Annotated in this window: 15 protein-coding genes, 1 pseudogene and 1 riboswitch; of the genes and pseudogenes, 11 read left to right on the forward strand and 5 right to left on the reverse strand. The window is 64.6% G+C overall.

Translation table 11 applies throughout. The features are described from left to right. Positions 1-20: 20 nt before the first annotated feature. Complete coding sequence (locus tag QYS36_RS09235; protein WP_308839187.1) at positions 21-653, reverse strand: precorrin-8X methylmutase; 633 nt, start codon at positions 651-653, stop codon at positions 21-23. After that, on the reverse strand, positions 650-2,005 hold the full coding sequence (gene cobG, locus QYS36_RS09240; protein ID WP_308839188.1) for a precorrin-3B synthase: 1,356 nt from the start codon (positions 2,003-2,005) through the stop codon (positions 650-652). Before cobG ends, QYS36_RS09235 begins: the two co-directional genes overlap by 4 nt. A 95-nt stretch (positions 2,006-2,100) precedes the next feature. Next, positions 2,101-2,372, reverse strand: a riboswitch (cobalamin riboswitch). Positions 2,373-2,670: 298 nt separating this feature from the next. On the opposite strand from cobG, the gene cbiE reads away from it, so the two are divergent. From cbiE to QYS36_RS09280, 9 genes and pseudogenes are all read left to right on the forward strand, one after another. Continuing rightward, the gene (gene cbiE, locus QYS36_RS09245; protein ID WP_308839189.1) at positions 2,671-3,876 is read left to right on the forward strand and encodes a precorrin-6y C5,15-methyltransferase (decarboxylating) subunit CbiE; all 1,206 of its coding nucleotides are present in this window, start codon (positions 2,671-2,673) and stop codon (positions 3,874-3,876) included. Continuing rightward, entirely contained in the window at positions 3,873-4,598 is a 726-nt protein-coding gene (locus QYS36_RS09250) for a cobalt-precorrin-6A reductase (RefSeq protein WP_308839190.1), read from the forward strand. The genes cbiE and QYS36_RS09250 overlap by 4 nt, the downstream gene beginning before the upstream one ends. 172 nt (positions 4,599-4,770) lie before the next feature. Further along, entirely contained in the window at positions 4,771-5,481 is a 711-nt protein-coding gene (locus QYS36_RS09255) for a (2Fe-2S) ferredoxin domain-containing protein (RefSeq protein WP_308839191.1), read from the forward strand. Positions 5,482-5,617: 136 nt separating this feature from the next. Continuing rightward, a pseudogene (locus QYS36_RS09260) lies at positions 5,618-6,889 on the forward strand (cache domain-containing protein); the annotation flags it as partial. After that, positions 6,881-7,366 (forward strand): sensor histidine kinase, encoded by a 486-nt coding sequence (locus tag QYS36_RS23935; RefSeq protein ID WP_374990435.1) that lies wholly within the window; start codon positions 6,881-6,883, stop codon positions 7,364-7,366. The pseudogene QYS36_RS09260 and the gene QYS36_RS23935, both read left to right, overlap by 9 nt. A gap of 96 nt (positions 7,367-7,462) precedes the next feature. Further along, positions 7,463-8,806 (forward strand): sigma-54 dependent transcriptional regulator, encoded by a 1,344-nt coding sequence (locus tag QYS36_RS09265; RefSeq protein ID WP_308839193.1) that lies wholly within the window; start codon positions 7,463-7,465, stop codon positions 8,804-8,806. A gap of 253 nt (positions 8,807-9,059) precedes the next feature. Then, positions 9,060-10,016 carry a TAXI family TRAP transporter solute-binding subunit gene (locus QYS36_RS09270; RefSeq protein WP_070884817.1) on the forward strand — a complete coding sequence of 319 codons (957 nt, stop codon included), beginning with the start codon at positions 9,060-9,062 and terminating at the stop codon, positions 10,014-10,016. A gap of 137 nt (positions 10,017-10,153) precedes the next feature. Next, entirely contained in the window at positions 10,154-12,178 is a 2,025-nt protein-coding gene (locus QYS36_RS09275; protein WP_308839194.1) for a TRAP transporter permease, read from the forward strand. Beyond that, positions 12,175-12,567 carry a DUF1850 domain-containing protein gene (locus QYS36_RS09280; RefSeq protein ID WP_308839195.1) on the forward strand — a complete coding sequence of 131 codons (393 nt, stop codon included), beginning with the start codon at positions 12,175-12,177 and terminating at the stop codon, positions 12,565-12,567. Before QYS36_RS09275 ends, QYS36_RS09280 begins: the two co-directional genes overlap by 4 nt. A gap of 146 nt (positions 12,568-12,713) precedes the next feature. On the opposite strand, the gene QYS36_RS09285 is transcribed toward QYS36_RS09280, so the two are convergent. Next, positions 12,714-13,538, reverse strand: a complete 825-nt coding sequence (locus tag QYS36_RS09285) for an ion transporter (RefSeq protein ID WP_308839196.1) — start codon at positions 13,536-13,538, stop codon at positions 12,714-12,716. Between the two features lie 228 nt (positions 13,539-13,766). Here QYS36_RS09285 and QYS36_RS09290 point away from each other — a divergent pair, with 228 nt between their 5' ends. Together QYS36_RS09290 and QYS36_RS09295 are read left to right on the forward strand one after the other, a co-directional pair. Beyond that, entirely contained in the window at positions 13,767-14,270 is a 504-nt protein-coding gene (locus QYS36_RS09290; RefSeq protein ID WP_308839197.1) for a GNAT family N-acetyltransferase, read from the forward strand. 83 nt (positions 14,271-14,353) lie between these two features. Beyond that, on the forward strand, positions 14,354-14,884 hold the full coding sequence (locus QYS36_RS09295) for a DUF3617 domain-containing protein (protein WP_308839198.1): 531 nt from the start codon (positions 14,354-14,356) through the stop codon (positions 14,882-14,884). A 128-nt stretch (positions 14,885-15,012) separates the two neighbouring features. Here the strand turns inward: QYS36_RS09295 and QYS36_RS09300 are convergent, their stop codons facing one another. Beyond that, positions 15,013-15,441 carry a hypothetical protein gene (locus QYS36_RS09300; RefSeq protein WP_308839199.1) on the reverse strand — a complete coding sequence of 143 codons (429 nt, stop codon included), beginning with the start codon at positions 15,439-15,441 and terminating at the stop codon, positions 15,013-15,015. Positions 15,442-16,275: 834 nt separating this feature from the next. Then, on the reverse strand, positions 16,276-23,334 hold the full coding sequence (locus QYS36_RS09305) for a hemagglutinin repeat-containing protein (RefSeq protein WP_308839200.1): 7,059 nt from the start codon (positions 23,332-23,334) through the stop codon (positions 16,276-16,278). Positions 23,335-23,339 lie beyond the last annotated feature (5 nt).

Here is a 23,339-nt window from a genome sequence, read left to right on the forward strand (position 1 = left end):
GGGGCGGTGCATACCGGTCATCACTCGACCTCCGTGGCCAGGGCGTTGATCGCCGCGGCGGCCATGGCGCTACCACCGCGGCGGCCCTGGACGATCACGTAGGGCACGCCGTGTTCGGCGTAGGTGGCGGCGAGCAGATCCTTGGATTCGGCGGCGCCGACGAAGCCGACCGGGAAGCCGAGAATCAACGCTGGTTTGGGGGCACCGGCGGCGAGCATATCGAGCAGGTAGAACAGCGCCGTCGGCGCATTGCCGATCACCACCACCGAACCTTCGAGGTGCTCGCGCCAGTGCTCCAGGGCCACCGCCGAGCGGGTGTTGCCGAGCTTCTTGGCCAGCTCCGGCACGCCGGCATCGTTGAGGGTGCAGATCACCGGGTTGGCGCCCTGCAGGCGCGCGCGGGTCACGCCTTCGGCGACCATGCGTGCATCGCAAAGAATCGCCGCGCCCCTGGCCAGCGCTTCACGCCCAGCCGTGCCGGCGCCCGGCGAGAAACGCAGATCCTGCACCACATCGACCATGCCGCAGGCATGGATGACCCGCACCGCGAGCTTCTCCAGATCAGCCGGAATGGCGCTCAGGTCGGCCTCGGCACGGATGATGGCGAAGGAGTTGCGATAGATCTCCTGACCATCGCGGATGTAATCGGTCATCGGGTGAAACTCCGGGTAGCGGTGAGCGAGGCCAGCAGTTCGGCGGCGTCGTCAGGTGTCAGGTGGTGGCCCAGCAGCTGGCCGAAGCCGTTGCCGAGCGGCTGGCGCGCGAACAGCTGGTAACGACCCTCGGCCACGGCCAGCAAGGTGAAGGGCGCGCAGTGGGCGGCAGCGCAGGAGCGGCTGCAACCGGTGAGGTGAATGCCCGGCTGCTCGCTGCCAGCGGGTAGCCGTTCGGCCAGATGCAGCGCATCGGCCTTGGTGTCGGCCTGGCCCTTGGCGCAGCCGCTGGCGCCGGTGCAGGCGATGATACGGGTCAGCGGCGCGCTGGCATCGGTCAGCAGGCCGAGCGCGTGCAGGTTGTGGATAACTGCGTCGGCGGCCGTCTCGGCAATATTGGCTAGCAGCACGCCTTGCCAGGGCGTCAGGCGCAGGTTGCCATCGCCGTAGCGGCGGGCGAGATCCGCCAGGCCGAGTAACTGTTCGGCATCCAGCCGACCCAGCACGGTGGCGGCGCCGATATGCACCAGACCCGGCTGGCGCTGGGCATGGACGCCAAGATGGGCATTGGCGTGCGCCGGGGCACGGCGCCACTCGCCTGCCGGCAGCAGCGCATCTCCCAGCCGCGCCTGCAGGCGCTGCAGCAGATCGGCAGGCGAATGGTTTTCCAGCAGGTGGCGCATGCGTGTCTGCTCGGGCGTGGCCAGCTCCAGGAACAGGTCGAGCAGGGCGATGATCAGCTTATGGGCCTGGGCTTGTGGCACGACAGCCAGCGCCGGCGCATCGTTTGCCGAAACCGGCGGGCAACCGGCCAGGCCGAAGGCGTAGCCGATTCCACTTCCGAGGGGCAGGGCGCTGAGCCAGATATCGTGGGGGTGTGCGAGCATCGCCAGGCGTTCGCCGCCGTCGAGCAGCAGGGCGAACTTTGGCGACAGGGCATGCAGGCGTGGGGTGTTTTCCAGCGTGGCCAGCAGCTCGGCGGCCAGCGGCGAGATATCCACAAGCGCCTGCGGATCGACCCCAGCGGCCGGGCTGACCATCAGGTTGCGCACGTCATCGGCGCCGGGCGTGCTGGGGCCGAGGCCGGCATCCAGCAGCTCGCCGATCAAGGCCTCTTCACTGCCTGTGCGGATACCGCGAATCTGCAAATTGCCGCGGTTGGTGGCTTCGATCACCCCGCCGGCATGCTGCAGCGCCGCCCTGGCGATACGCTCGGCCTGACCGGCTTCGAGGCGCCCGCAGGGCAGCTTGATGCGGCAGATGCCGCCATCCTTCGCCTGCGCGATACGCAGCAACCCCGGACAGGCCGAGGGGCGAACAGCAGGGGATGGAATGCAAAAAGCCTGTTTCAACGGATCACCGGGGTCGGGTCACATGGGCATCCGTTCGAGGATAGGCCAGAGAAGGGTCAGCTTCTATCACCGGGACACCCCGCCCGGTGTGGGCTCATGCGACTGAATCGGTCGGCAGGTCTCCTGGCTCGCAGGTCATCGCGCCTGGCCGGCCTTCCCGGTTTCCCAGTGGCGATTGGCAAGGCACTCGCTGCTACAGTTGCGGGGGCAGCCACGGCGGAAAGCCTGGCCAATATCTGCTGCGCGTCAGCCCTGCCGCGTTGCAGGGCGCTAGCTCGCTAGCTATTGAACAGGTTTTCTCGTGTTCCCTCTTAGGCCCGCTTTTGCTCACATGTAGCCGCTGGGCACCGACAGAGGCGCTATTATGCCCGCTTTGCCCGCCGGGATGAAAAGCCGCCTCGTCGGATGCTAGCCATGCCCTACGAATCGCGGGCCTGAGCAGGGTGGACAACGCTGTTTTTGTCCACCAGGTGCACAGGTTCAGCAGCGGACGCGAAGCGTCCTGAGCGGCATTCCCACGCAGACGTAGGGTGGCCGACGCTCCATCCGTCCACCGTTCCAGCATTGCAAAGGTGGACAAGAAGAGCATTGTCCACCCTACGGAAAGCACGCTGGTTCTTTATGGCGAATGAGTACGGGTAGTTCTGATTAATGAGGAAAAACGCATGACCCCCTGGCTGACCGTCGTGGGCATTGGTGAAGACGGCTACGCCGGCCTCGGCAAGGCGGCGCGGCATGCGCTGCTGGCGGCCGAGCAGGTGGTCGGCAGCGAGCGCCAGCTGGCGCTGTTGCCGCATTGCATCCGTGCCACGCGCCTGCCCTGGCCGAAGCCATTTTCCCTGGCACCGGTACTCGAGAAGCGCGGTACGCCGGTCTGTGTGCTGGCCAGCGGTGACCCCATGTTCTTCGGTGTCGGCGTCAGCCTGGCCCGCGAGCTGGCCCCGGGGGAGCTGCGCATCCTGCCGGCACCGTCGTCCGTGTCCCTGGCCGCGGCGCGCTTGGGTTGGCCGCTGCAGAGCACGCCGGTGGTGTCGCTGGTGGCTCGGCCGCTGGCAGCGTTGCAGGCGCAGGTTCACCCTGGCGTGCGTCTGCTGGTGTTGAGCAACGATGGTCAGAGCCCCGCAGCCATCGCCGAGCTGCTGCGTGAACGGGGCTTCGGCCCCAGCCGGCTAAGCGTGTTCGAGCACCTGGGCGGCGAGCATGAGCGGCGTATCGATGGGCTGGCCGACGGCTGGTCGCTGGCGCGTGCGGCGGATCTCAATCTGGTGGCCATCGAGTGCCTGGCCGGTGAGGACGCCCGCTACCTGCCGTTGACCCCCGGCCTGCCGGACGACGCCTACCGCCACGACGGCCAGCTGACCAAGCGCGACGTGCGGGCCATCACCCTGTCGCGCCTGGCGCCATCGCCCGGCGAGCTGCTCTGGGACGTCGGCGCCGGCTGCGGCTCCATCGGCATCGAGTGGCTGCGCGCGCACCCCAGCTGCCGCGCCATCGCCATCGAGGCCGATGAGGGGCGCCAGGCGCATATCGCCCACAACCGTGATGCCCTCGGCGTGCCCGGCCTGCAGCTGGTGGCCGGGCGGGCGCCCGAGGCGCTGGAGGGGTTGGCCGCGCCTGACGCGATCTTTATCGGTGGCGGCGTCACCGTGCCGGGCGTGCTGCACGGTTGCTGGCAGGCGCTCAAACCCGGTGGGCGGCTGGTCGCCAACGCCGTGACCCTGCAGAGCGAGGCCGCACTGGTCGCCTTTCGCGGCGAGCAGGGCGGCGAGCTGACGCGCATCGAAGTCGCCCAGGCCAAACCCCTGGGCGGCTTCGACACCTGGCGCGGCGCCCTGCCGATCACCCTGCTCGAGGTCCGCAAACCGCGATGAGCCGCATCCTGTTGCTCGGTGGCATCGGTGAAGCGCTGAATCTCGCCCGCCGCCTTGGCCCCGAACATATCTACAGCCTGGCTGGATTGGGCAAGGTGCCTGACGACCTTGTTTGTCGGCTGCGGGTCGGCGGCTTTGGCGGTGCCGAGGGGCTGGCCGAGTTTATCCACAGGGAAGGCATCGAACTGCTGGTCGACGCCACTCACCCCTACGCGGCGCAGATCAGCCGCAACGCCGCCCGCGCCGCCGGGCAGGCAGGCATCCCCTGCTGGGCGCTGCGTCGCCCGGGCTGGACGGCGTCGCCGGGTGATGACTGGCGTGAGGTGTTCGACTGGCCGTCGCTGATCGCCGCGCTGGGAGATTTCCAGCGGCCGCTGTTCACCCTGGGCCGCGAGCCCCTGGAGCATCTGCAGGAGATTCCTGCCCATCAGCACTGGACGGTGCGCTGCCTGCAAACCCAGCCGGCCAGCGAGCGGGCCGAGGTGATTGGGGCGCGCGGGCCCTTCAGCCTGGAGGGCGAGCGCGCGCTGTTCGCGCGGCTGAACTGCGACGTGCTGGTCAGCAAGAACAGCGGCAGCGCCGCCACCGAGCACAAGCTGCAGGTCGCCCGCGAACGTGGCGTGCCGGTGTTGGTGCTGCAGCGGCCGTCGTTACCCGCGGTGGACCGCGAGTTCAGTGAGCCCGAAGCGCTCTGGCAGGCGTTGCAGGGGCTTGGCCTCTAGCCGTAGCCCGCGGTAGAGCGCAGCGAAACCCGGGAACGCTCTGCCAGATGTAGGCGAATCCAAAGGTCATCCTGGGTATCGCTGCGCTCGACCCAGGCTACGAAGCTGCGCTCAATCCAGGCTACGTAATGACCACGCTGTTAAACTGCCGCACTTTTTGCGGAGCTCGACCATGAACGCAACGCCTTATGCCCAGGTGCTATTCGCTGGCCCGGACTTGCTAGACGGCTCGTTCGCCGAGCTGTTTCGTGGCCGCTTGGTCGAGCTGCGCGGCGCGGTGGCGCTGGCCGATATCGTCGACACCGGCGCTGGCTACGACGGCCTCTGGCAACGTGTGGGCGAGGGCAGCGGCCCGCTGCTGGTGATCGACCTGGAGCCACAGAGCAGCAGCCAGCATGTCGACTGGCTACGCGCTGAACTCGCTGCCAAGACCGATCCCGAGCGGGTATTCGTCACCAGCCTGTTCGGCCAGCTGGATGCCGATGCCGCCGGCGCTGCCTGTGCGCTGATCGAGCGCCCTGAACTGCACCTGAGCTGTGTCGAGGTGCCGGCGCTGCCCGGCAGCCATGCCTGGTCGAAGATTCCCGCCCACGACTACCGTGTGCTGCTCTGCAACGGCCCACGCTGCACCCGCCGTGGCGCGCTGCCGCTGTGGAAAATGTTGCGCGAGAAGGTCAAGGCAGCCGGCAAGCTGGAGTGCGAGGGCGGTGTGCATATCACCCGCACGCAGTGCCAGTTCCCCTGCGATCAGGGCCCGACCCTGACGGTTTATCCACAGGGCCATTGGTACCGGGTGCGTAGCGAAGAAGAGTTGATCCGCCTGGTCGACGAGCAGTTTGTCGCGGGCCGTGCGGTACCCGAGTTGATGATGCCGCGGCCCTGAGCGGTATTGCCCGTAGCCTGGGCATCCTGGATTGGTTGCCCCGGGTTACGCCTGCGGCTACGGCCGTTGGCATCGGCTACTCGCCCTGCGCGCGTTTCGGGCTAACATGCCGGCATCATAAGAATTCGAGTCATGCATGACCGCCCTGTTTCTGCGTTATCGCACCGTCGCCATCGTACTGCTGATCGCCATCGGTCTGGCCGCCAGCCTGTGGCTGGCCAGCCGGTATGCCGAGCAGCGCGCCTGGGCGGACCGCAGCAGCGAGGCCCATGGCCAGCTGCAGCTGTATGCGCAATCGATCCAGACCCTGGTCGATCGCTTTCGCTCGGTGCCGCAATTGCTGGCGATGGACAGCGACATCCAGGCACTCCTGCACGCGCCGGATGACCCGCAGTTGCGTGACAAGCTCAACCGCCGCTTCGAACTGCTCAACGCCGCGGCAGGTGCCAGCGTGCTGTACCTGATCGACCGGCAGGGCTCGACTCTGGCGGCCAGCAACTGGAACGAGTGGAGCAGTTTCGTTGGCAACAACTACGGCTTTCGCCCCTACTTCCAAGATGCCCTGCACCACACCTCGGGCCGTTATTTCGCGGTCGGGGTAACCACCGGGGTGCCGGGTTATTTCCTCTCCCACGCGGTGTACGACGACAACGGCGCGGTAATCGGCGTGCTGGTGGTCAAGCTCGAACTCGAGGAATTGCAGCGTGAATGGGTCGGCCAGCCTGGCGTGCTGCTGGTGGCCGACAGCTATGGCGTGGTGATTCTCAGCAGCCGCCCGGCCTGGCGGTTCCGGGCGCTGGAAGAGCTCGACGCGCTGGATCAGGCCGAGCTGGTGGAGGTGCGCAAGTATGCGGAGCGCCCCCTCGAGCAACTGGCCAGGCAGCCGGGACGCAGTTTCGATGGTGATGCCGACTGGATGATCATCGATGGCCCCGATGGCCGGCACAGCTATCTGTGGCAACGCCAGGATCTGCCCAGCGAGGCCTGGACCCTGCACCTGCTGATCGAAGAAGACAGCCTCGGCGACACCGCTCGCAGCTATCGCCTGGCGGCGGCCGGTATCTGGCTGACGTTGGTGTTTCTGGTGCTGTTCCTGCTGCAGCGGCGCAAGAACCAGCGGCTGCAGGCCAGTATCCGGGAAAACCTCGAGCGTGAGGTGACGCTGCGTACCGCCGAACTTCGCGAGGCCCAGGAGGGCCTGGTGCATGCGGCAAAGATGGCGGCGCTGGGGCAGATGTCGGCGGCCATGGCCCATGAGATCAACCAGCCCCTGACCGCCATCCAGATGCACCTGAGCAGCCTTGGCCTGTTGCTCGACAACGGCCGTGAGGGCGATGTACGCAGCGGGCTGGCACGCATCGACGGTCTGCTGCAGCGCATGGCCAGCCTCACCGGCCACCTGAAAACCTTCGCCCGCAAGAGCCCGGCCGGGCTCAGTGAGCGGCTGTTGCTCAGCGACGTGCTGGAGCAGGCACTGTTGCTGCTGGCGCCGCGGCTGCGCAGCGAACAGGTCGAGCTGGTGCGCGAAGTGCGCAGCGAAGCCTGGGTGTGTGGCGATGCCATCCGCCTGGAGCAGGTGATCCTCAATCTGCTCAACAACGCCCTGGATGCCATGCTCGAGCGCCCCACGCGGCGGCTCGGCGTGCAGATAGACGTTGAGGACGGGCAGTGCGTGATGCGGGTCAGCGACAGCGGCGGCGGTATTGCCGACGCGAACCTGGGCCGCGTGTTCGAGCCCTTCTTCACCACCAAACCGGTGGGCGAGGGCCTCGGCCTAGGGCTGGCGATTTCCTATGGGATCGTGCGCGATCTGGGCGGCAACCTGGAGGCTGCCAACAGCGCCACCGGGGCGGTCTTCACCCTGCGGCTGCCCAAGCATGAATGATCGCAGCCGCGCTGCCTCGCTGGAGCGTGGCACGGTGCTCGCTGTCACGCGGGTGCGGCGGTGGCGTTACACTGCGGCGTCGAGCCAGGAGGTGATATGGGTGGTCAGGTAATCGTCGTCGATGATGAAGCCGCGATTCGCGAGGCGGCACAACAATGGCTGGAATTGTCCGGCTTCAGCGTGCAGGTCTGCTCCAACGCCGCACAAGCGTTGGCATTGATCGATGTCGATTTTCCCGGCGTGCTGATCAGCGATGTACGCATGCCCGGTACCGATGGCCTGCAGTTGCTGGGCAAGGTGGTCGAGTGTGATCGCGATCTGCCGGTGATCATGATCACCGGGCATGGCGACGTGCCGATGGCCGTGCAGGCGATCCAGCAGGGCGCCTACGACTTCATCGAAAAACCCTTCACCCCGGATCGGCTGCTCGACGTCGTGCGCCGCGCCCTGGAGAAGCGCCGGCTGGTCTGCGAGAACCGCGCCCTGCGTCAGCAGTTCGGGCTCAAGGACGGCATCGCTGCACAGCTGCTCGGTGTATCGCGGCCCATGGAGCGTCTGCGCCGGCAGATTCTCGACCTGGCCGGTACCTCGGTGAATGTGCTGATTCGCGGCGAGACCGGTTCCGGCAAGGAGCGCGTGGCGCGCTGCCTGCACGACTTCAGCGAGCGCGCCGACAAGCCATTCGTGGCCCTCAACTGCGCGGCGATTCCCGAGCACCTGTTCGAGAGCGAACTGTTCGGCCACGAGAGCGGTGCCTTTACCGGCGCCCAGAGCAAGCGCATCGGCCGGATCGAGCATGCCGACGGCGGTACCCTGTTTCTCGACGAGGTGGAAAGCCTGCCACTGGCGCAACAGGTCAAGCTGCTGCGCGTGTTGCAGGAAAAGACCCTGGAACGACTGGGCTCGAACCGCAGCATTCGGGTCGACCTGCGGGTGATCAGCGCGGTCAAGCCCGATCTGCTCGACGAAGTGCGCGCCGGGCGTTTCCGGGAGGATTTGCTCTACCGCCTGAACGTCGCGACCTTGCAGATTCCCCCGCTGCGTGAGCGCCGCGAGGACATCTCGCTGCTCTTCGAACATTTCGCCGCCCAGGCTGCGCAGCGGCATGGCCGCAGCCTGGAGCCGTTGACGCCGGCCGAACTGGCCAACCTGTTGGGCCATGACTGGCCAGGCAACGTGCGGGAGCTGATCAACGCTGCCGAGCGCCACGCCCTGGGCCTGAGCGGCTCCAACCAGGAAGACGCCGAGCAATCGCTGGCCCAGCAGATGGAAGCCTTCGAGGCGCAATGTCTGCACAACGCCTTGCTGCGCTGCCGTGGCAGCATCCTGCAGACCATGGAGCTGCTGCAGCTGCCGCGGCGCACCCTGAACGAGAAGATGCAGCGCCATGGCTTGCAGCGCAGCGCCTACCGGCCTGCGGGTAGTCCCGACGAAGAATGAGCGGAATCTTGCCGGTTGCCTGAGCGGCAATCGGCGAGGTTTCGCTGGTTTTCGCCGGTCCCGGACAACGCGGCCGCTCTAACACGGTGGTTACAAGGCCTGGCACGGCATCTGCAATAGTCATTTGGCAACCGGCATTCGTCGACCGGTGACCAATAAAGACAACAGCCGTCATGTAGCGGCGTTCTCCGTGTTTTTCTGGTCATCGATCCCGAACCGGCTCTCTGACAATAATAAGCACGGAGAAACACCCATGCGACTGACCAAGCGTTTCAGCCTTCTCGCCGCTGCCGCGGCCATTACCGCCAGCACGGCGGTGTTCGCCGCACCTACCTTCATCAACGTCCTGACCGGTGGTACCAGCGGGGTTTACTACCCGATTGGCGTGGCGCTCTCGCAGGTTTATGGCAACGGCATCGAGGGGTCGAAGACGTCGGTGCAGGCTACCAAGGCCTCGGTGGAAAACCTCAACCTGTTGCAGGCAGGGCGCGGTGAGCTGGCCTTTGCCCTCGGCGACTCGGTGGACGATGCCTGGAAGGGTGTCGAGGATGCCGGCTTCAAGGCGCCGCTGAAGAAAATCCGCGCGATCGCCGCCACCTACCCGAACTACATCCAGATCGTCGCCAGCAAGGAATCCGGGATCAAGACCCTGGAAGACCTCAAGGGCAAGCGCATCTCCGTCGGTGCACCGAAGTCCGGTACCGAGCTCAATGCCCGGGCGATCTTCAAGGCCGCCGGCCTGAGCTACAAGGACATGGGTCGGGTCGAGTTCATGCCCTATGCCGAGTCGGTCGAGCTGATCAAGAACCGCCAGCTGGACGCCACCCTGCAGTCGTCCGGCCTGGGCATGGCGGCGATTCGTGACCTGGCGTCGATGGTGCCAATCACCTTCGTGGCGATCCCGGAAGAGGTGGTCACCAAGATCGGCAGCAGTGCCTATCAGGCCCGCGTGATTCCAGCCGGCACCTATGACGGTCAGGATCAGGACGTACCGACCGCAGCCATCATCAACATTCTGGTCAGCCATGAAGGCGTCGACGACGAAGTGGCCTACCAGATGACCAAGCTGATGTTCGACAACCTGCCGCGCCTGGTCAATTCGCACTCGGCCGCCAAGGACATCAAGCTGGAAACCGCCACCGAAGGCCTGCCGATTCCGCTGCACCCGGGCGCCGAGCGCTTCTACAAGGAAGCGGGCGTACTCAAGTAATCGCCCTGGCCGAGCGCCGCCACGGCGCTCGGCACACTTCCCGCTTCGCCGGGTGGATGCAGGCTGTCAGCTGATGGTCGGCATTCACTCGCAGTCCGATTCTTCGCCCTCTGGGCGTCAGCGAAGGTGTGACCAGCATGAGTGAACATCAGGGGCTGAACGCCAGCCCGAGCGAATGGCCGAAGGCGTTGTTCTACACCGCCTTGCTGTTCTCCACATACCAGATCATCACGGCGGCCTTTCACCCGGTGTCCAGCCAGGTGCTGCGCGCCGGCCACGTCGGCTTCCTGTTGCTGATGGTCTTCCTCTGCTACCCGGCCCGTGGCACCGGCCGGCCCTGGCAGCCGCTGGCCTGGTTGTTGGGCCTTGCCGGCATGGCGACCTTCGCCTACCAGTGGGTTTTCGAAGGTGACCTGATTCAGCGTTCAGGCGACCTCACCACGTCGGACATGATCATCGGCGTCGGCCTGACGTTGCTGATCTTCGAGGCCGCACGACGGGTCATGGGCATCGCCCTGCCGCTGATCTGCGGGTTATTCCTGCTCTACGGCCTGTTCGGTGAATACCTGCCGGGCGACCTGGCGCACCGCGGTTACGGCTTCGACCAGATCATCAACCAGCTGGCGTTCGGTACCGAGGGTTTCTACGGCACACCAACCTATGTGTCGGCGACCTACATCTTCCTGTTCATCCTGTTCGGTGCGTTTCTCGAGCAGGCTGGCATGATCAAGCTGTTCACCGATTTCGCCATGGGCCTGTTCGGCCACAAGCTTGGCGGCCCGGCCAAGGTCTCGGTGGCGTCCTCGGCGCTGATGGGCACCATCACCGGCTCCGGCGTGGCCAACGTGGTGACCACCGGGCAATTCACCATTCCGCTGATGAAGCGTTTCGGCTATCGCCCGGCGTTTGCCGGTGCGGTGGAAGCGACATCGAGCATGGGCAGCCAGATCATGCCGCCGGTGATGGGCGCCGTGGCGTTCATCATGGCCGAAACCATCAACGTGCCGTACGTGGAAGTGGCCAAGGCGGCACTGATTCCCGCGCTGCTGTATTTCGGTTCGGTGTTCTGGATGGTTCATCTGGAGGCCAAGAGCGCCAACCTGCGCGGCCTGCCGAAAGATCAGTGCCCCAGCGCCTGGGCGGCGGTCAAGCAGCGCTGGTTCCTGTTGATTCCCCTGCTGGTGCTGGTCTATCTGCTCTTCTCGGGCCGTACACCGATGTTTTCCGGCACCGTTGGCCTGGCGCTCACCGCGATCGTGATTCTCGGTTCGGCGATCATCCTCAAGGTGTCGTCGAAGATCATGCGCATGGTGTTCTGGATTGCCCTGGGCATTCTCTGCGCGGGCTTCTTCCAGCTCGGTATCGGCGTGGTGTTCGGGGTGATCGGCGCGCTGGTGGCGGTCTGCTGGTTCATCAAGGGCGGCCGGGAAACCCTGCAGGCCTGCGTGCATGCGCTGGCGGAAGGCGCACGGCATGCGATTCCGGTCGGTATCGCCTGCGCCCTGGTAGGGGTGATCATCGGCGTGGTCTCGCTGACCGGTATTGCCACCACCTTCGCCGGCTACATCCTCGCCATCGGCCAGAACAACCTGTTCCTGTCGCTGGTGCTGACGATGATCACCTGCCTGATTCTCGGCATGGGCATCCCGACCATTCCCAACTACATCATCACCAGCGCGATTGCCGCGCCGGCGCTGCTGGATCTGGGCGTACCGCTGATCGTCTCGCACATGTTCGTGTTCTATTTCGGCCTGATGGCCGACCTGACGCCGCCGGTGGCGCTGGCCTGTTTCGCGGCCGCACCGATCGCCAAGGAGAACGGCTTCAAGATCAGCCTGTGGGCAGTACGCATCGCTGCCGCTGGCTTCGTGGTGCCGTTCATGGCGGTCTACGACCCGGCGCTGATGATGCAGGGCGACAGCTGGGGCGCGACCTTGTACATGTTCATCAAGAGTGTATTCGCCGTCGGGCTGTGGGGCATGGCGGTGGTCGGCTACCTGAACATGCGCCTGGCCTGGTGGGAGCGCATCTGGGCATTCGCGGCCGGGGTCGCGCTGATTCTGGCCCTGCCGATCAGTGACGAAATCGGCTATGCGCTGGGCGCCCTGCTGATCGCTCAACACCTGTGGCGCGCGCGCCGCGTTGCTGTGGCGGCGGCTTGATCGGCTTGTGCCTGGGGCTGGCGGGGGCGGTATGGGCCCAGGTGCCCGTGCCGTCCTTCACCCTGGCCTGGAACCACACGATCGAGAAGATCCGCTGGGAAGAGGACTACCGCGTCACGGCGGACGGGCTGCTGCTCGGCGAGGCGCGGGTGCGGGGTAGCGGCGCCGGTATGGAGATTCCCGATGGCGCCGTGCTGCGTGACGGCGCCTGGCATTACCAGCGGCAGATGCCGCCGCTGCAACCGCTACGCCTGGGGCGAACGCCCGAGGCCGGCGACTACCAGCTGTGTGATGGCAAGGGTTGCAAGCCTTTCAGCGAGTGGCTCGGGCCGCCGACGGCAGGTCAGCCGGAGGTGGAGTTATGGAGCTGCGAGATGCAGGAGGGCTGAATTTGCAGAAGCGTTCACCCGCTCGCTTTTGTGGGAGCGCGCCATGCGCGCGAAAAATCACGGGCATGGACTCGGTGTCCCCGCCCGCTCCCACAGGTAATGCACTCATGCCCGCTTTCGCGTTGAGACTGCCGCCCTGGCTGCGCTCAAGGTGATCCACGACCCCGCCGCATCTCACCCAGCTCCGCCCGCAGCGCCTTCAGCTCTTGAAGGATCATCTCCTCGCGCTCCGCCCGCGCGGCAACCTCGGGATCCGGCCCCTGAGCATCCTGCATGGCGTTGACGATCACCGCGATGAACAGGTTGAGCATCATGAAGGTGGCGATCAGGATGTAGGGCACGAAGAACACCCAGGCCAGCGGATACTGCTCCATCACCGGCCGCACGATGCCCATCGACCAGCTCTCCAGCGTCATCACCTGGAACAGTGTGTAGAGGCTGGCGCCGATGCTGCCGAACCACTCGGGAAAGTCCTGCCCGAACAGCTGGGTCGCCATCACTGCGGCGACATAGAACAACAGCCCCATCAACATCACGATGCTGCCCATGCCCGGCAGCGACGCCAGCAGCGCCTGCACCACCTTGCGCATGCTCGGGTTGATCGACACCAGGCGTAGCACCCGCAATACGCGCAGGGTTCGCAGCACGCTGAACGGCCCGCTGGCGGGCACCAGGGCGATACCGACCACCAGGCAATCGAACACCGCCCAGGGATCGCGCAGCAGGCCGATGCCCCGTGCGGTAAAACGCAGCCCCAGCTCGATCACGAATACCGCCAGGATGAACATATCCACAGGCACCAGCAGCCAGCCCCAGTCGTTGGCCAGCTCGCTGGACGTGAGCATGCCGAGGATCGCCGCATTGATCAGGATCAGCGTGGTGACCAGGCGCTGGACGGGCTTGCCGTCCATGAACCGGGCCAGTTGCTGGCGCCAGGCGCTGGGAGCATTCGAGGTGACGATAGGGGTCATGATGGTATCGATGGTTGTAGTGGAGGCTGCCGAGAGTAAATAAGCGGGTTGCTGGAAGATAGCGCGGCAAGCAAGGCGATTTTCGCTAAATGTGTAGGCGGCGTACGGGCGGGATGTCGTCAGGGGTGCTCATTAGCCCGGTAACGGCATTGCCGAACGCGGCGCCGATCATTAGCCTGCGCTCTTTGCCTGGGCCAAATGGCCCTGACCAACACGACGGATCACGGCATGAGCGAGCAGGGCAGCAACATCACCTTCTATCTGGAAATGCACAGCCCCGAGCAGGTGCGCGGCAAGCCCATGCCCGACGACCTGCAGGTGGTCGAGTGCCGAATCAAGCAGTTCCAGCTCAACCGCTTTCTCTACCAGTTGATCGGCGAGCCCTGGCAGTGGACGGACAAGCTGGCCTGGTCGGACGCCCAATGGCGCGACGCGATCGAGCGCCACGATCACCGCACCTGGGTGGCTTATCACCAGGGCGCCATCGCCGGTTACTACGAGCTGCAGCGCGACGCCGAGGGTGCGGTGGAGATTCTCTATTTCGGCCTGGCCCCGGCCTTCTTCGGCCAGGGTTTCGGTGGCCCGTTGCTGACCCACGCGCTGCAGAGCGCCTGGGCCTGGCCCGGCACCAAGCGGGTGTGGGTGCACACCTGCACCCTCGACCACCCCAGCGCGCTGGCCAATTATCAGGCGCGGGGGCTCGAGCTCTATCGCCAGGAACGCGAGGACTAAAGCGGCATTGCGTCGAGACATCCCGGCGGCTGCGCTGTCAGATATCGAGCGAGCCGCGTCGCGGTCACTGAACGGAGTTTCCTATGCCAAAGCTTAGTGTGAAGTTACTGCCTCTCTGCCTGCTGGCGCTGCCCTTCGTGGCGTCTGCCGAGCAGCAGATCCAGCCCGGTCTCTGGGAGATCACCTCGAAGAACATGCAGCTCGGCGGCAAGACCCTGCCGAGCAGCGACGTGATGCTGCAGCAGTTCAAGAGCCTGCCCCAGGCCCAGCGTGAAATGATGGAGCGGGCCATGGCCCAGCAGGGCATCCAGCTCGGCGAAAAGGGCGTGCAGTACTGCATCAGCCAGGCCCAGGTCGATGCCCAGAACATCCCCCTGCAGGACCCCAACTGCAGCCAGCAGATCACCTCGCGTGACAACGACCGCTGGGTATTCAACTTCACCTGCCCACAAGGCCGCGGTCAGGGCGAGGCGCACTTTCTCGACGACAAGTCGTTCACCACCCAGGTCAGCGGTGACTTCGACAGCGGCGCCGGTCGCCAGCAGGGCAGCATGGAGTCCGAGGCGCGCTGGGTGTCGGCCGACTGCGGCGGGTTGAAGCCTCGCCAGCGTTGAGGTTGCATCAGCCTGCCGTCGACGCGGATCGGCTCTGAGTCCCATGTTTGAGGGCGCTCCCTCTGGCCTGGGCTCGGCCGAAGTTGCTGCTCAGCCGGTGTTCGCCAGCAGGATGAGGAAGCGGCTCGCTAGGGCGCGGTCATGAGGTTCTGGCTGCCTGGCTTCTGTCTCGGCAGCGAATAGAGCGCCATCAGAAACGACGTTGCTGCGCCCAGGCAGAAGTTGCCCGCGTGATGGGTTTCCATCGGCAGCACCTCACCCCACACGAGTGCGCCCGTACCGCCGGCCAGGCAAACGATCAGCATGTGCAGAACGCACCGACGAAGCTGGAAGTATGCGTAAAGCATTGCCAGGCCGAACGCTGGGATTCCATAGAAAAACAGGCTCGTCACGGCTGAAAGAATGCCGAACCAGAACGTACCTATCACGGTTTCCACGACGCTCATGCTGGTGGTTCGGGCCATCAGCTCAAGTGTGCAGAAATACCCAAATATGAACACGCCCACCAGCGCCGGGCAGAGGGTGAAGGATGCCACTATGCGTTTGAAGGGATACATCGCAACCTGCCCCTTGGGTTGTCCCTTGCAGCCATTTCTGAGGCTAAACGTTGCTTGTATTGGCGTTTAACCCAGACTCGCGCCCCGCAAGAGGATCTTCAAAAAGAAGACGATTTGTTTTTATTGCGCATGTGTTGGCAGCTCTCTTTAGGGCTGGACTGTTGATATGGGAGAGGACGTACCAGTTGCGTGCTCGTCGGTCAGATGAACTGGGATTTCTCAGTAAGTACTTCTAGGTTCAAGGCAGGCATTCGGGGACCACCGGGCCTTCTTCGCATGCAGAGGGGTTACTTGCCGTGCGGCGGCAGAACTCAACGTCCTTCTTGGCCTGGCAATAATTGCTATTCAGGCGCCGCTCGACGCTTCGCGAGGTGGGAGCCGCATCGGCTTGGCAAGTAGCCAGATGAGGTTGTGCTGCGCACATACGATGGCTCGGCTGGGGGGCCTTGAAGCCTGCTGCCTGCATGCAATTCTCTGCTGCTGCTAATTGATCGGGTGAGCGCGGATCCAGTGGTGGTCGTGCCGGTGAGCTGGGGCTGGCCATGCCGCACTCCAGCAGGGCTTTCTTCACTTCGAGTTGGGAGGCGCCCGGCTTTGCCCAGAGCAGATAAGAGTCCGGTACAGGTTGGAAGGGTAGAGTACTGCCGCAGGCTGTCAGGCTGAGGGCGCAGAATAGGCCTGCAAATAGAAGTCGCATAACGAGCCTCTCGCTGAGGATGGTCATATTGGTTTTGTGGATGGATACCTTTTATCCATGGCGAAACGTAGTTCTTTAGTCGGTAGCGATAGTTCTGGGATGCTGCTCGCTGTATACGGCGAGCAGCATCTACTATCTTATGGTCGTGTTTTGGCCTTAATGTCCAACGTATTCGGTGTGCCATAGGCACCGCAGCCGTTGCGGGTCGACGAGGCTCCGTAGCAGTTGTGTACGGTAGCCGTGCCGCCGAACATGTTGAGCCATTCCTTGACCTTGGTGCTGCCAGCGCCGACTTGGTCATGCGTGGCTGGGTTTCCACCAATGATTGAGCCGACAAAGTCGTCGCGATGGTTCTGCAGGCTGACAGTGTCCTGAGCACCGCCACTGAGCTGGTAGAGCAAGCTGGCAGCTTTTTCAGCGTTGTAAGCAGGCCCGAAGAACTTCAAGTATGTCTCGCTCAATGTGCCCGCCGCGGCATTGCCATTCTTGAGAGCTTCCAACGCGTTTCCGACTGTCATCGAACCACGGCTGTGGGCGTCCAGCTCCAAGCCTTGCGTGCCATAGTGTCTGAGCAAATCCGTAATCTCCGCGGTGGATCTGCTCAGGCCCCAGAACTCGTTCTCCAGGTGTTTTTGATAGCCTGCCACCATCAGCTCGGCCACAGCATTAGAGGCTTGGGGGAAGGACACGATATAGAGCGGTGCGGCACGACCCTCATTATGTTGAGCTGCGTAGCCGGCGGCGGCATTCTCGTCATTGAAGATGCCGTTGACACCAATGCGAATCCGTCCGTCCGGACCAGCTTTGAGCGCGAGTTTCTCCTCATTGCTAAGCAGGCGTAGTACGGGCTTTTCATTCTCCATCTTGACGCTGCCGTCTTCATTCAGCATCACCTCGTACATCGGGTGTTCCTTGACGAACATGGTGCGGTAGGCGTCGTCGCTGAACTTGAAGGCTTCCACTGCCACGGCATTTTTGATGATGCGTTCGGCCTCGGCCTGCTTTTCCAGCTCCTTGGGATCGAGGCGCTCTACACCAATGTGGCTACCCGCGACGTCACGGTTGAGGGTGGCGATGGTCTCTTCGGTGCTCTTCCCGGTCTTGTCGAGCTGCCCCTGTTCGTCGCGAATCTCGATGGCGCCCCCACTGACTGCCGCGAGCGTGCGCCCGCTGTCGCTTTCACGAGCGTCGCCCTTGTTCAGTGCTGTGCCGATGACCGCTTTGCTCAAGCCATATTTGCCTTGGGTGAGCATGTCGCTGCTGAGGTCGACGCCGCTGCTGCGGGCGCTGGCGCTGGCGCGGTTGTCCAGGTCGCTGGTGGTCAGTGTGCCTGTCGTTAGGCGATTGGCATCGGCATCAATAGCGGCTTGGGTGCTGGCGATGACTGCGCCCTTGAGGTCGGTATTGCCTTGTACTTCAAGCTCGAAGCCGCCATCGCCAGCACGGATGCCGCTCTGTTCGACCACGCTGGCGTAATCGCCATTGGATTTGGATTTGGCCAGGCTCAGATTACCGCTTACGGGGGTACCGACACAGAATGGCGGGATGCACAGGCTAAGACCCGCACCTGTGTTCTTCTGCTGGCTGGCATAGGTGCTGGTGTCCTGCAGGCTTTCGACCAGCAGATCACCGCCCACTTGAGCTTTGACACTCTGACCAGCGACTTGGGCGCCGCGGATGCTGGTGTCGCCGCCACTGATCAGCAAAGCCGTATCTCCAGCGCTGACCAAGCTGTTGGTGTGGGTCAGATCCTCGCCGTCTGCCTGACCACGGCCACGCGAAACGGCGGCATTGAAGCTCAGGCCGTTTTGCTGGCCGCCGAAGTTCAGGCCTACGCCGAGGCTGGCCGAGCGGCTGCTCTCGGTGGTGTGCTGGCTCAGCTGATTCTGTGCGGCGACAAGATCAATTCGATTATCGGCGATCAGCGTGGCATCACGGCCGGCAGCGATTTCGCTGCCACGCACCAGGATGTTGCTGTCCTCGCCCGCACCGGTAGCCACCAGGGTAACGTTACCCCCGGCTTTGATGCTGGAGCCTGCCGCACTGTCGCTGGTGTAGGTGGTGTTGCTCTGACTGCTGCTACTGCCTATGGAGATGTTGATACCGAAACCGCCGGCCTTGCTCGGGTCGCCCTCTTTGACCGCTGCTGAAATACCCGAGCCGGTATTGTAGGCAGTGAGCGCCGCCATGGCACCGCCAAGGGCTTTCATGCGGTCATCCTTTACTTCCGAGGTGGCCTTGACCAAGCGATGGGTCGACTGCAGCGCGTTGATCACCGGCACGTTCAGGCCAACCGACAAGCCGCTTTGTTTGAACTTAGTTTCCTGCTCCTGGCGACCGATCTCCCGAGCCTCCGTGATCGCGATCTGTTCGGCCAGCACGTTTACGTCGCCGGTTGGTGTCATCACGTGGCTGCCGGACTGACGATAGCTGTTACCAGCCTCGATAATCACGTTGCCTGCGGTACTGCCGAGCGTGCTGGCGCGGGCGCTCTGGCCGTCGCTGCGGTCGCTGACGCTCTGACGTTGGGTACCGATGGTCAGCGACAGGCCGCCGCCACTGAACAGCCCGCTCTTTTTCACCGACTGATCATGGCGTTCCTGGTTGTATTCACTGGCTGCTGTCAGGTCGACGTCGCGCCCGGCCTGCAGCTGGGTCTGGCGGCTGGAAACGAGGTCACTGCCACGTACGCCGATGTCACGGTCAGCGTTCAGGTAGAGCTGATCGGCGCTGAAAGTGCTGCCTTGTGCCTGAGTACGATCTACCGTGTCACGCAAGGTCGTGGTCTTGCTGGAGAACATGCCACTGCGTCCTTTGAAACGATGTGCCTCGTCAACGAACTGCTGTTGCTCGGCTGCCTCGATACGAATGTCGCGACTTGCCTCGGCCAGCAGCATGCCTTGTTCGCTGCGCACCGTGGCACCCCGGGCGTTGATATCCTGCCCTGCGCTCAGTAGCAGGTTGCCGGTGCCTTGTATCGTGCTGCCCACCTCCGTGTGGCTGGATTCGTTGCGCCAGTTGCTGTCGTTCCAGCGCACCATCTGCTGATGGCTTTCGCTGGCGGTGCCCAGGTTTAGGTCGCGCCCAGCCTCTAGCCGGGTGACTCCGCCCCGGCCGGCGTTGAGCAGCTGTGCGGCGTTCAAATTGATGTCGTTGCCAGCGCTCACCTGCAGGGTGCCCGCGTCGCCGCTGACAAACAGCCCAGCGACACGCGAGAGGCTGGTGCGCGAGCCTTGCACGCTACTGCTGTCCTGGGTCACGGCGTTCAGGTTGACGTCGTTACCGGCCTGGACCAGCAAGCTGTCACGCGCACCGATAACGCCGCCGGTGTTGTTCAGGTCGTCGCGCGCGATCAGTGCCGCACGGTCGGCCTGAATGCGCCCTCCGAGGTTTTCGATGTTCCGCGCATTCAACGAGACGATGCTGCGCCCACCAATGCTGCCGCTGTTGAGCAGGTCACCGGAGAGGTCGAGCTTGAGCTGTTGGCCGGCGATCAGCGCGCCGTTGCCGTTGAGGTCGCCATCGCGTACCCGCACATAGACCTGTGGCACCAGTACCTTGCGTGACTCGCCGTTGGCCAGGGTCACCGAACGCTCCACCAGCCACACCACGTCGCTGGTCAGCTGGGCCATCTGCTCGGCGGTCAGGGCCACGCCAGGCACCAGGTTCCATTCGCTGGCCAGGGTGACCGCATTGTCGATCAGGGCGCGGTATTGCGCTTCGTCATCGGCGTAACCGTCGAGGAAGCGGCGCCCGGTGAGCAGGGCGATCTGCTCGCGGATCAGTTTCTGCTCGTAGAAGCCATCGCCCAGGCGCTGCTGGGTCAGGGCCGGATCCACGTTCAGGCGTTGCAGCATGTAGTCCGATGACAGCCACTGTCGGTAGCTGGCAAAGCGCGGGTCGGTCTCGATCAGGTAGCCACGGGTACCTTCCGGGTTGGTTTGAAAGAGGTTATTGCTCGGCAAGGTCAGGTTGAGGCCGCCAGTGCGTACCAGGTCGGCAACACCCTGGCCGTTGTTGAGCTGCACCTCGACGCCTGGGTCGATTTGCACGCTCTGGTGTGCGGCCAGTTGGGTGTTGCTACCGTTCACGGCCGTTTGGGCGCGGAATTCGGTGGGGGAGATATCGATGTCCTGGATCAGGGGTGCCGGGGTATAGGCCGTGACATTGGTGCCCTGGCGGTCGCGGCCCTTGCGCTGGATGCGGTAGAAGTTGGTGGCGGTGCCGGCGTCGCTGATGACGCGTTGACCGTCCGCCTCGACGTTGGTCACCTGGGTGGCGCCAACCTGCAGCAGGCCTCCGGCGATGATGCGGCTCTTGTCGTTGAGCACGCTGTCACCGCTGAACGACAGGTTGCCTCCCGCCAGGATCTGCCCGGGGGCCGAAGTGAGTACACGGGTTTCGGTGACGGTCCGTTCGTAGTCGTAGCGGTTGAAGTTGTCGCGTCGGCCATCGGGCGTGGTCAGGTGGTCGACCTCGTCGTTGTGTACGGAGACCTGGTCGGGACGGTAGCGATTCGGCGAGCCGCTGATCTGGTATTCCTGCAATTGCTCGCGGCTGACCTCCACCTGCGCGGTGCTGAAATGCTCGTTGGTGTTGCGCAGTTCGCCCACGGCCAGGTCGAGGTTGCCGAGTGATTCGATGGTGGCGCTTGCATTGCTCAGCAGGTCGGCGCGGCCGCTGGCGCGGTCGTTCGCGTCCAGCGCACCGCCGATGGCCAGGTCGCCCGCGCTGAAGATCAGTGCCTGCTCGCGGTTTTCCAGGGTCTGAGTGCCGATGTCCAGGCGTTCGCGGGCGGCCAGGGTGGCGGCGCGGCCCCCTTCGTCGCGGTTGGACAGCAGGCGGCTGGCGATGGCCAGGCGATCACCGTAGAGCTGGCCGGTGCCGAGGTTGTGCACTTCATCAGCCTGGACGCGTACCAGCTGGCCATCGACCAGGCCGCGGTTGAGCAACTGCCCGGTGACACGCAGATCCACCTGGTTGGCGCTCAGCTCGGCACCGCTGGAATTGTTCAGCGCAGCGCTGCGTAGCAGCAGGGATTGCCCGGCCTGCAGTTGGCCGGCGTTGTTCAGGGTACCGCCGGCCTCGATGTCCAGCTTACCGTTGGCCTGCATCTGGCCGGCGAGGCTCATGTCGCCTTGCTGGCGCAGCAGTAGATCGCCCAGGCTAAGGGCGCGGCCATTGCCACGCAGGTAGGCGGCGTTGAGCGAGAGCAGGCGCCCTGAGAGCAGTTCGCCGCCCCCGTTGAGCAGCTCCTGGGCCGTCAGCCTGACCTCGCCGTTGCTGGCGATGCTGCCGCCGCTGTTGTCGAGGCGCTGAGCACCGCGCACCTCCAGCAAACCACCATCGGTGGCGAGGAGGGTACCGCCGCGGTTGTCCAGCTCACGACTGTCGATCAGCACCTGGCGCCCCTGGCTGTGGCCGTCAGCGAGCACGACCTGCTGGGCGTTCAGCTGCAATTCGCCATTGCTCAGCAGGCTGCCACCACTGCCCTCGATGCGCTGGGCGTTCAGTGCCAGGCGGCCGTCGCCGGCATGCTCGACCTTGCCGCCCCGGTTGCTCAGGGTCTGCGCCTCGAGGCTGAGTGTCTGGGCGTTGCTGGCGATGCGTCCGGCGCTGTTGTCGAGGCTGTCGGTGGCCTTCAGCGTGCTGGCGGCGGTGCCGGTTTGCAGCAGTTCGCCGCCAACGTTGGACAGGTGCCTGGCGCTCAGCGTCAGCTGCTCGGCGCTGACGCTGGCGGCATCGCTGCGCAGGGTGCCGCTGGCGCTGGCCTGGAGGGTGCCGGTGCTGTCGATCTGGCTGGCGCTGAGGTCGAGGTCGCCATTGCGGGCATTCAGGCTGAGGTCAGTGGAACGAGTACGACTGTGGCTCAGGTCAAGGTTATCGGCCTCGATATCGAGCTTGCCGCTGGCATGGTTCTGGCCGTTGGCTGCTACGTGACGCGCCTTGATTTCCAGGTCGGCGGCGGCGCCGGAGTTGCCTTGTGCGTCGATGCCGGAAGCCAGCAGGGATTCGCCACTGCTGCGCACGCGGTCAGCCTCCAGGCTCGTCTTGCCCTGAGCGGCCACTACGCCAGTGTTGTCGATAGTGGTTTGGCTGCTCAGGCGCGTGTCGCCCTTGGCGTACAGGCTGCCGCTGTTGTCGATCGACTGGTTGCTGGCCACCCGAGTATCGCCGGCACTGCTGATGGCACCCAGGTTTTGCAGCTTGCCATCCGCTCCGATCACCACATCGCCGGCCATGGCGCCGATCTGCCCGGCGTTGCGTACGCCGACCCCGGCCTCGGTGCCGACCAGCTTGATCTTGCCCGCGTACATGCCGCCCAACTGGGCGACATCGATGGCCACCTCCGGCTTGTCGCTGCCGTCATCGGCAAGGGCGCTGGCCTGGCTGTTATCGGCGCTGACCTGGTTGCGCCCGGCAGTGACCTTGAGGTCCTTGGCCCAGATACCGGCGTTGACTTCCACGCTGCGGGCGATCAGGTCGGTGTAGTCGCTGTCGCGGCTATCCAGGCCCCGCCCGGTGATGTTCAGGGTGCCGCCCTCGACCTTGTAGCCGGTGATGCGCCCATCCTCCATCTGCACGCGGCCAGTGGTCAGGGTGGAGCGGTCGGCGTTGATGAAGCCGCAGCCGTCGCACGTGATCCCGGCAGGGTTGGCGATGACCACCTCGGCGCGGCGACCCGCCACTTCGACGTAGCCACGCAGTTGGCTTGGGTTGCTGGAATTGACCTCGTTGAGGATCACCCGGGCGCTACCGCTGAGATTGGGATTGCCCTCGATCCAGCCACCGAGCTGGGTCTGGCTGTTGGTAGGGGAATTGTTGAGGATCGCGCCGCGGCCATCCACGTCGAACTGACTGTAATTGTTGCGTGAAACCCCTGCGGCGCTGGGCGCGGCGATGTTCACCTGCGGCGTGCCGTTGGCACTCTCCATAACGTTCGGCCGTTGGCCACCAGGCGCATTGGGATCAGCGACGATACCGTTGGCCCAGGCAGGTATGGTCGCGAGGCTGACCAGGCCCAGCGCGCCCATCAGGGCGAAACGCAAGGGCGCCAGGGTCGCCACCCAGCTGCCACTGGTGCCGCTCGCTTCGCGTGTACCGGGCGCCTTGCCCTGGCTGCTGACGTTTTCGGCCACTACCATGAGCAGGCCGCGTGCCTTGTTGAAGATGACTCGATGCAGGTGCTTGTTCATGTGCA

This window comes from Pseudomonas sp. G34 (genome assembly GCF_031119625.1).
In the GTDB taxonomy this organism is placed as follows: domain Bacteria; phylum Pseudomonadota; class Gammaproteobacteria; order Pseudomonadales; family Pseudomonadaceae; genus Aquipseudomonas.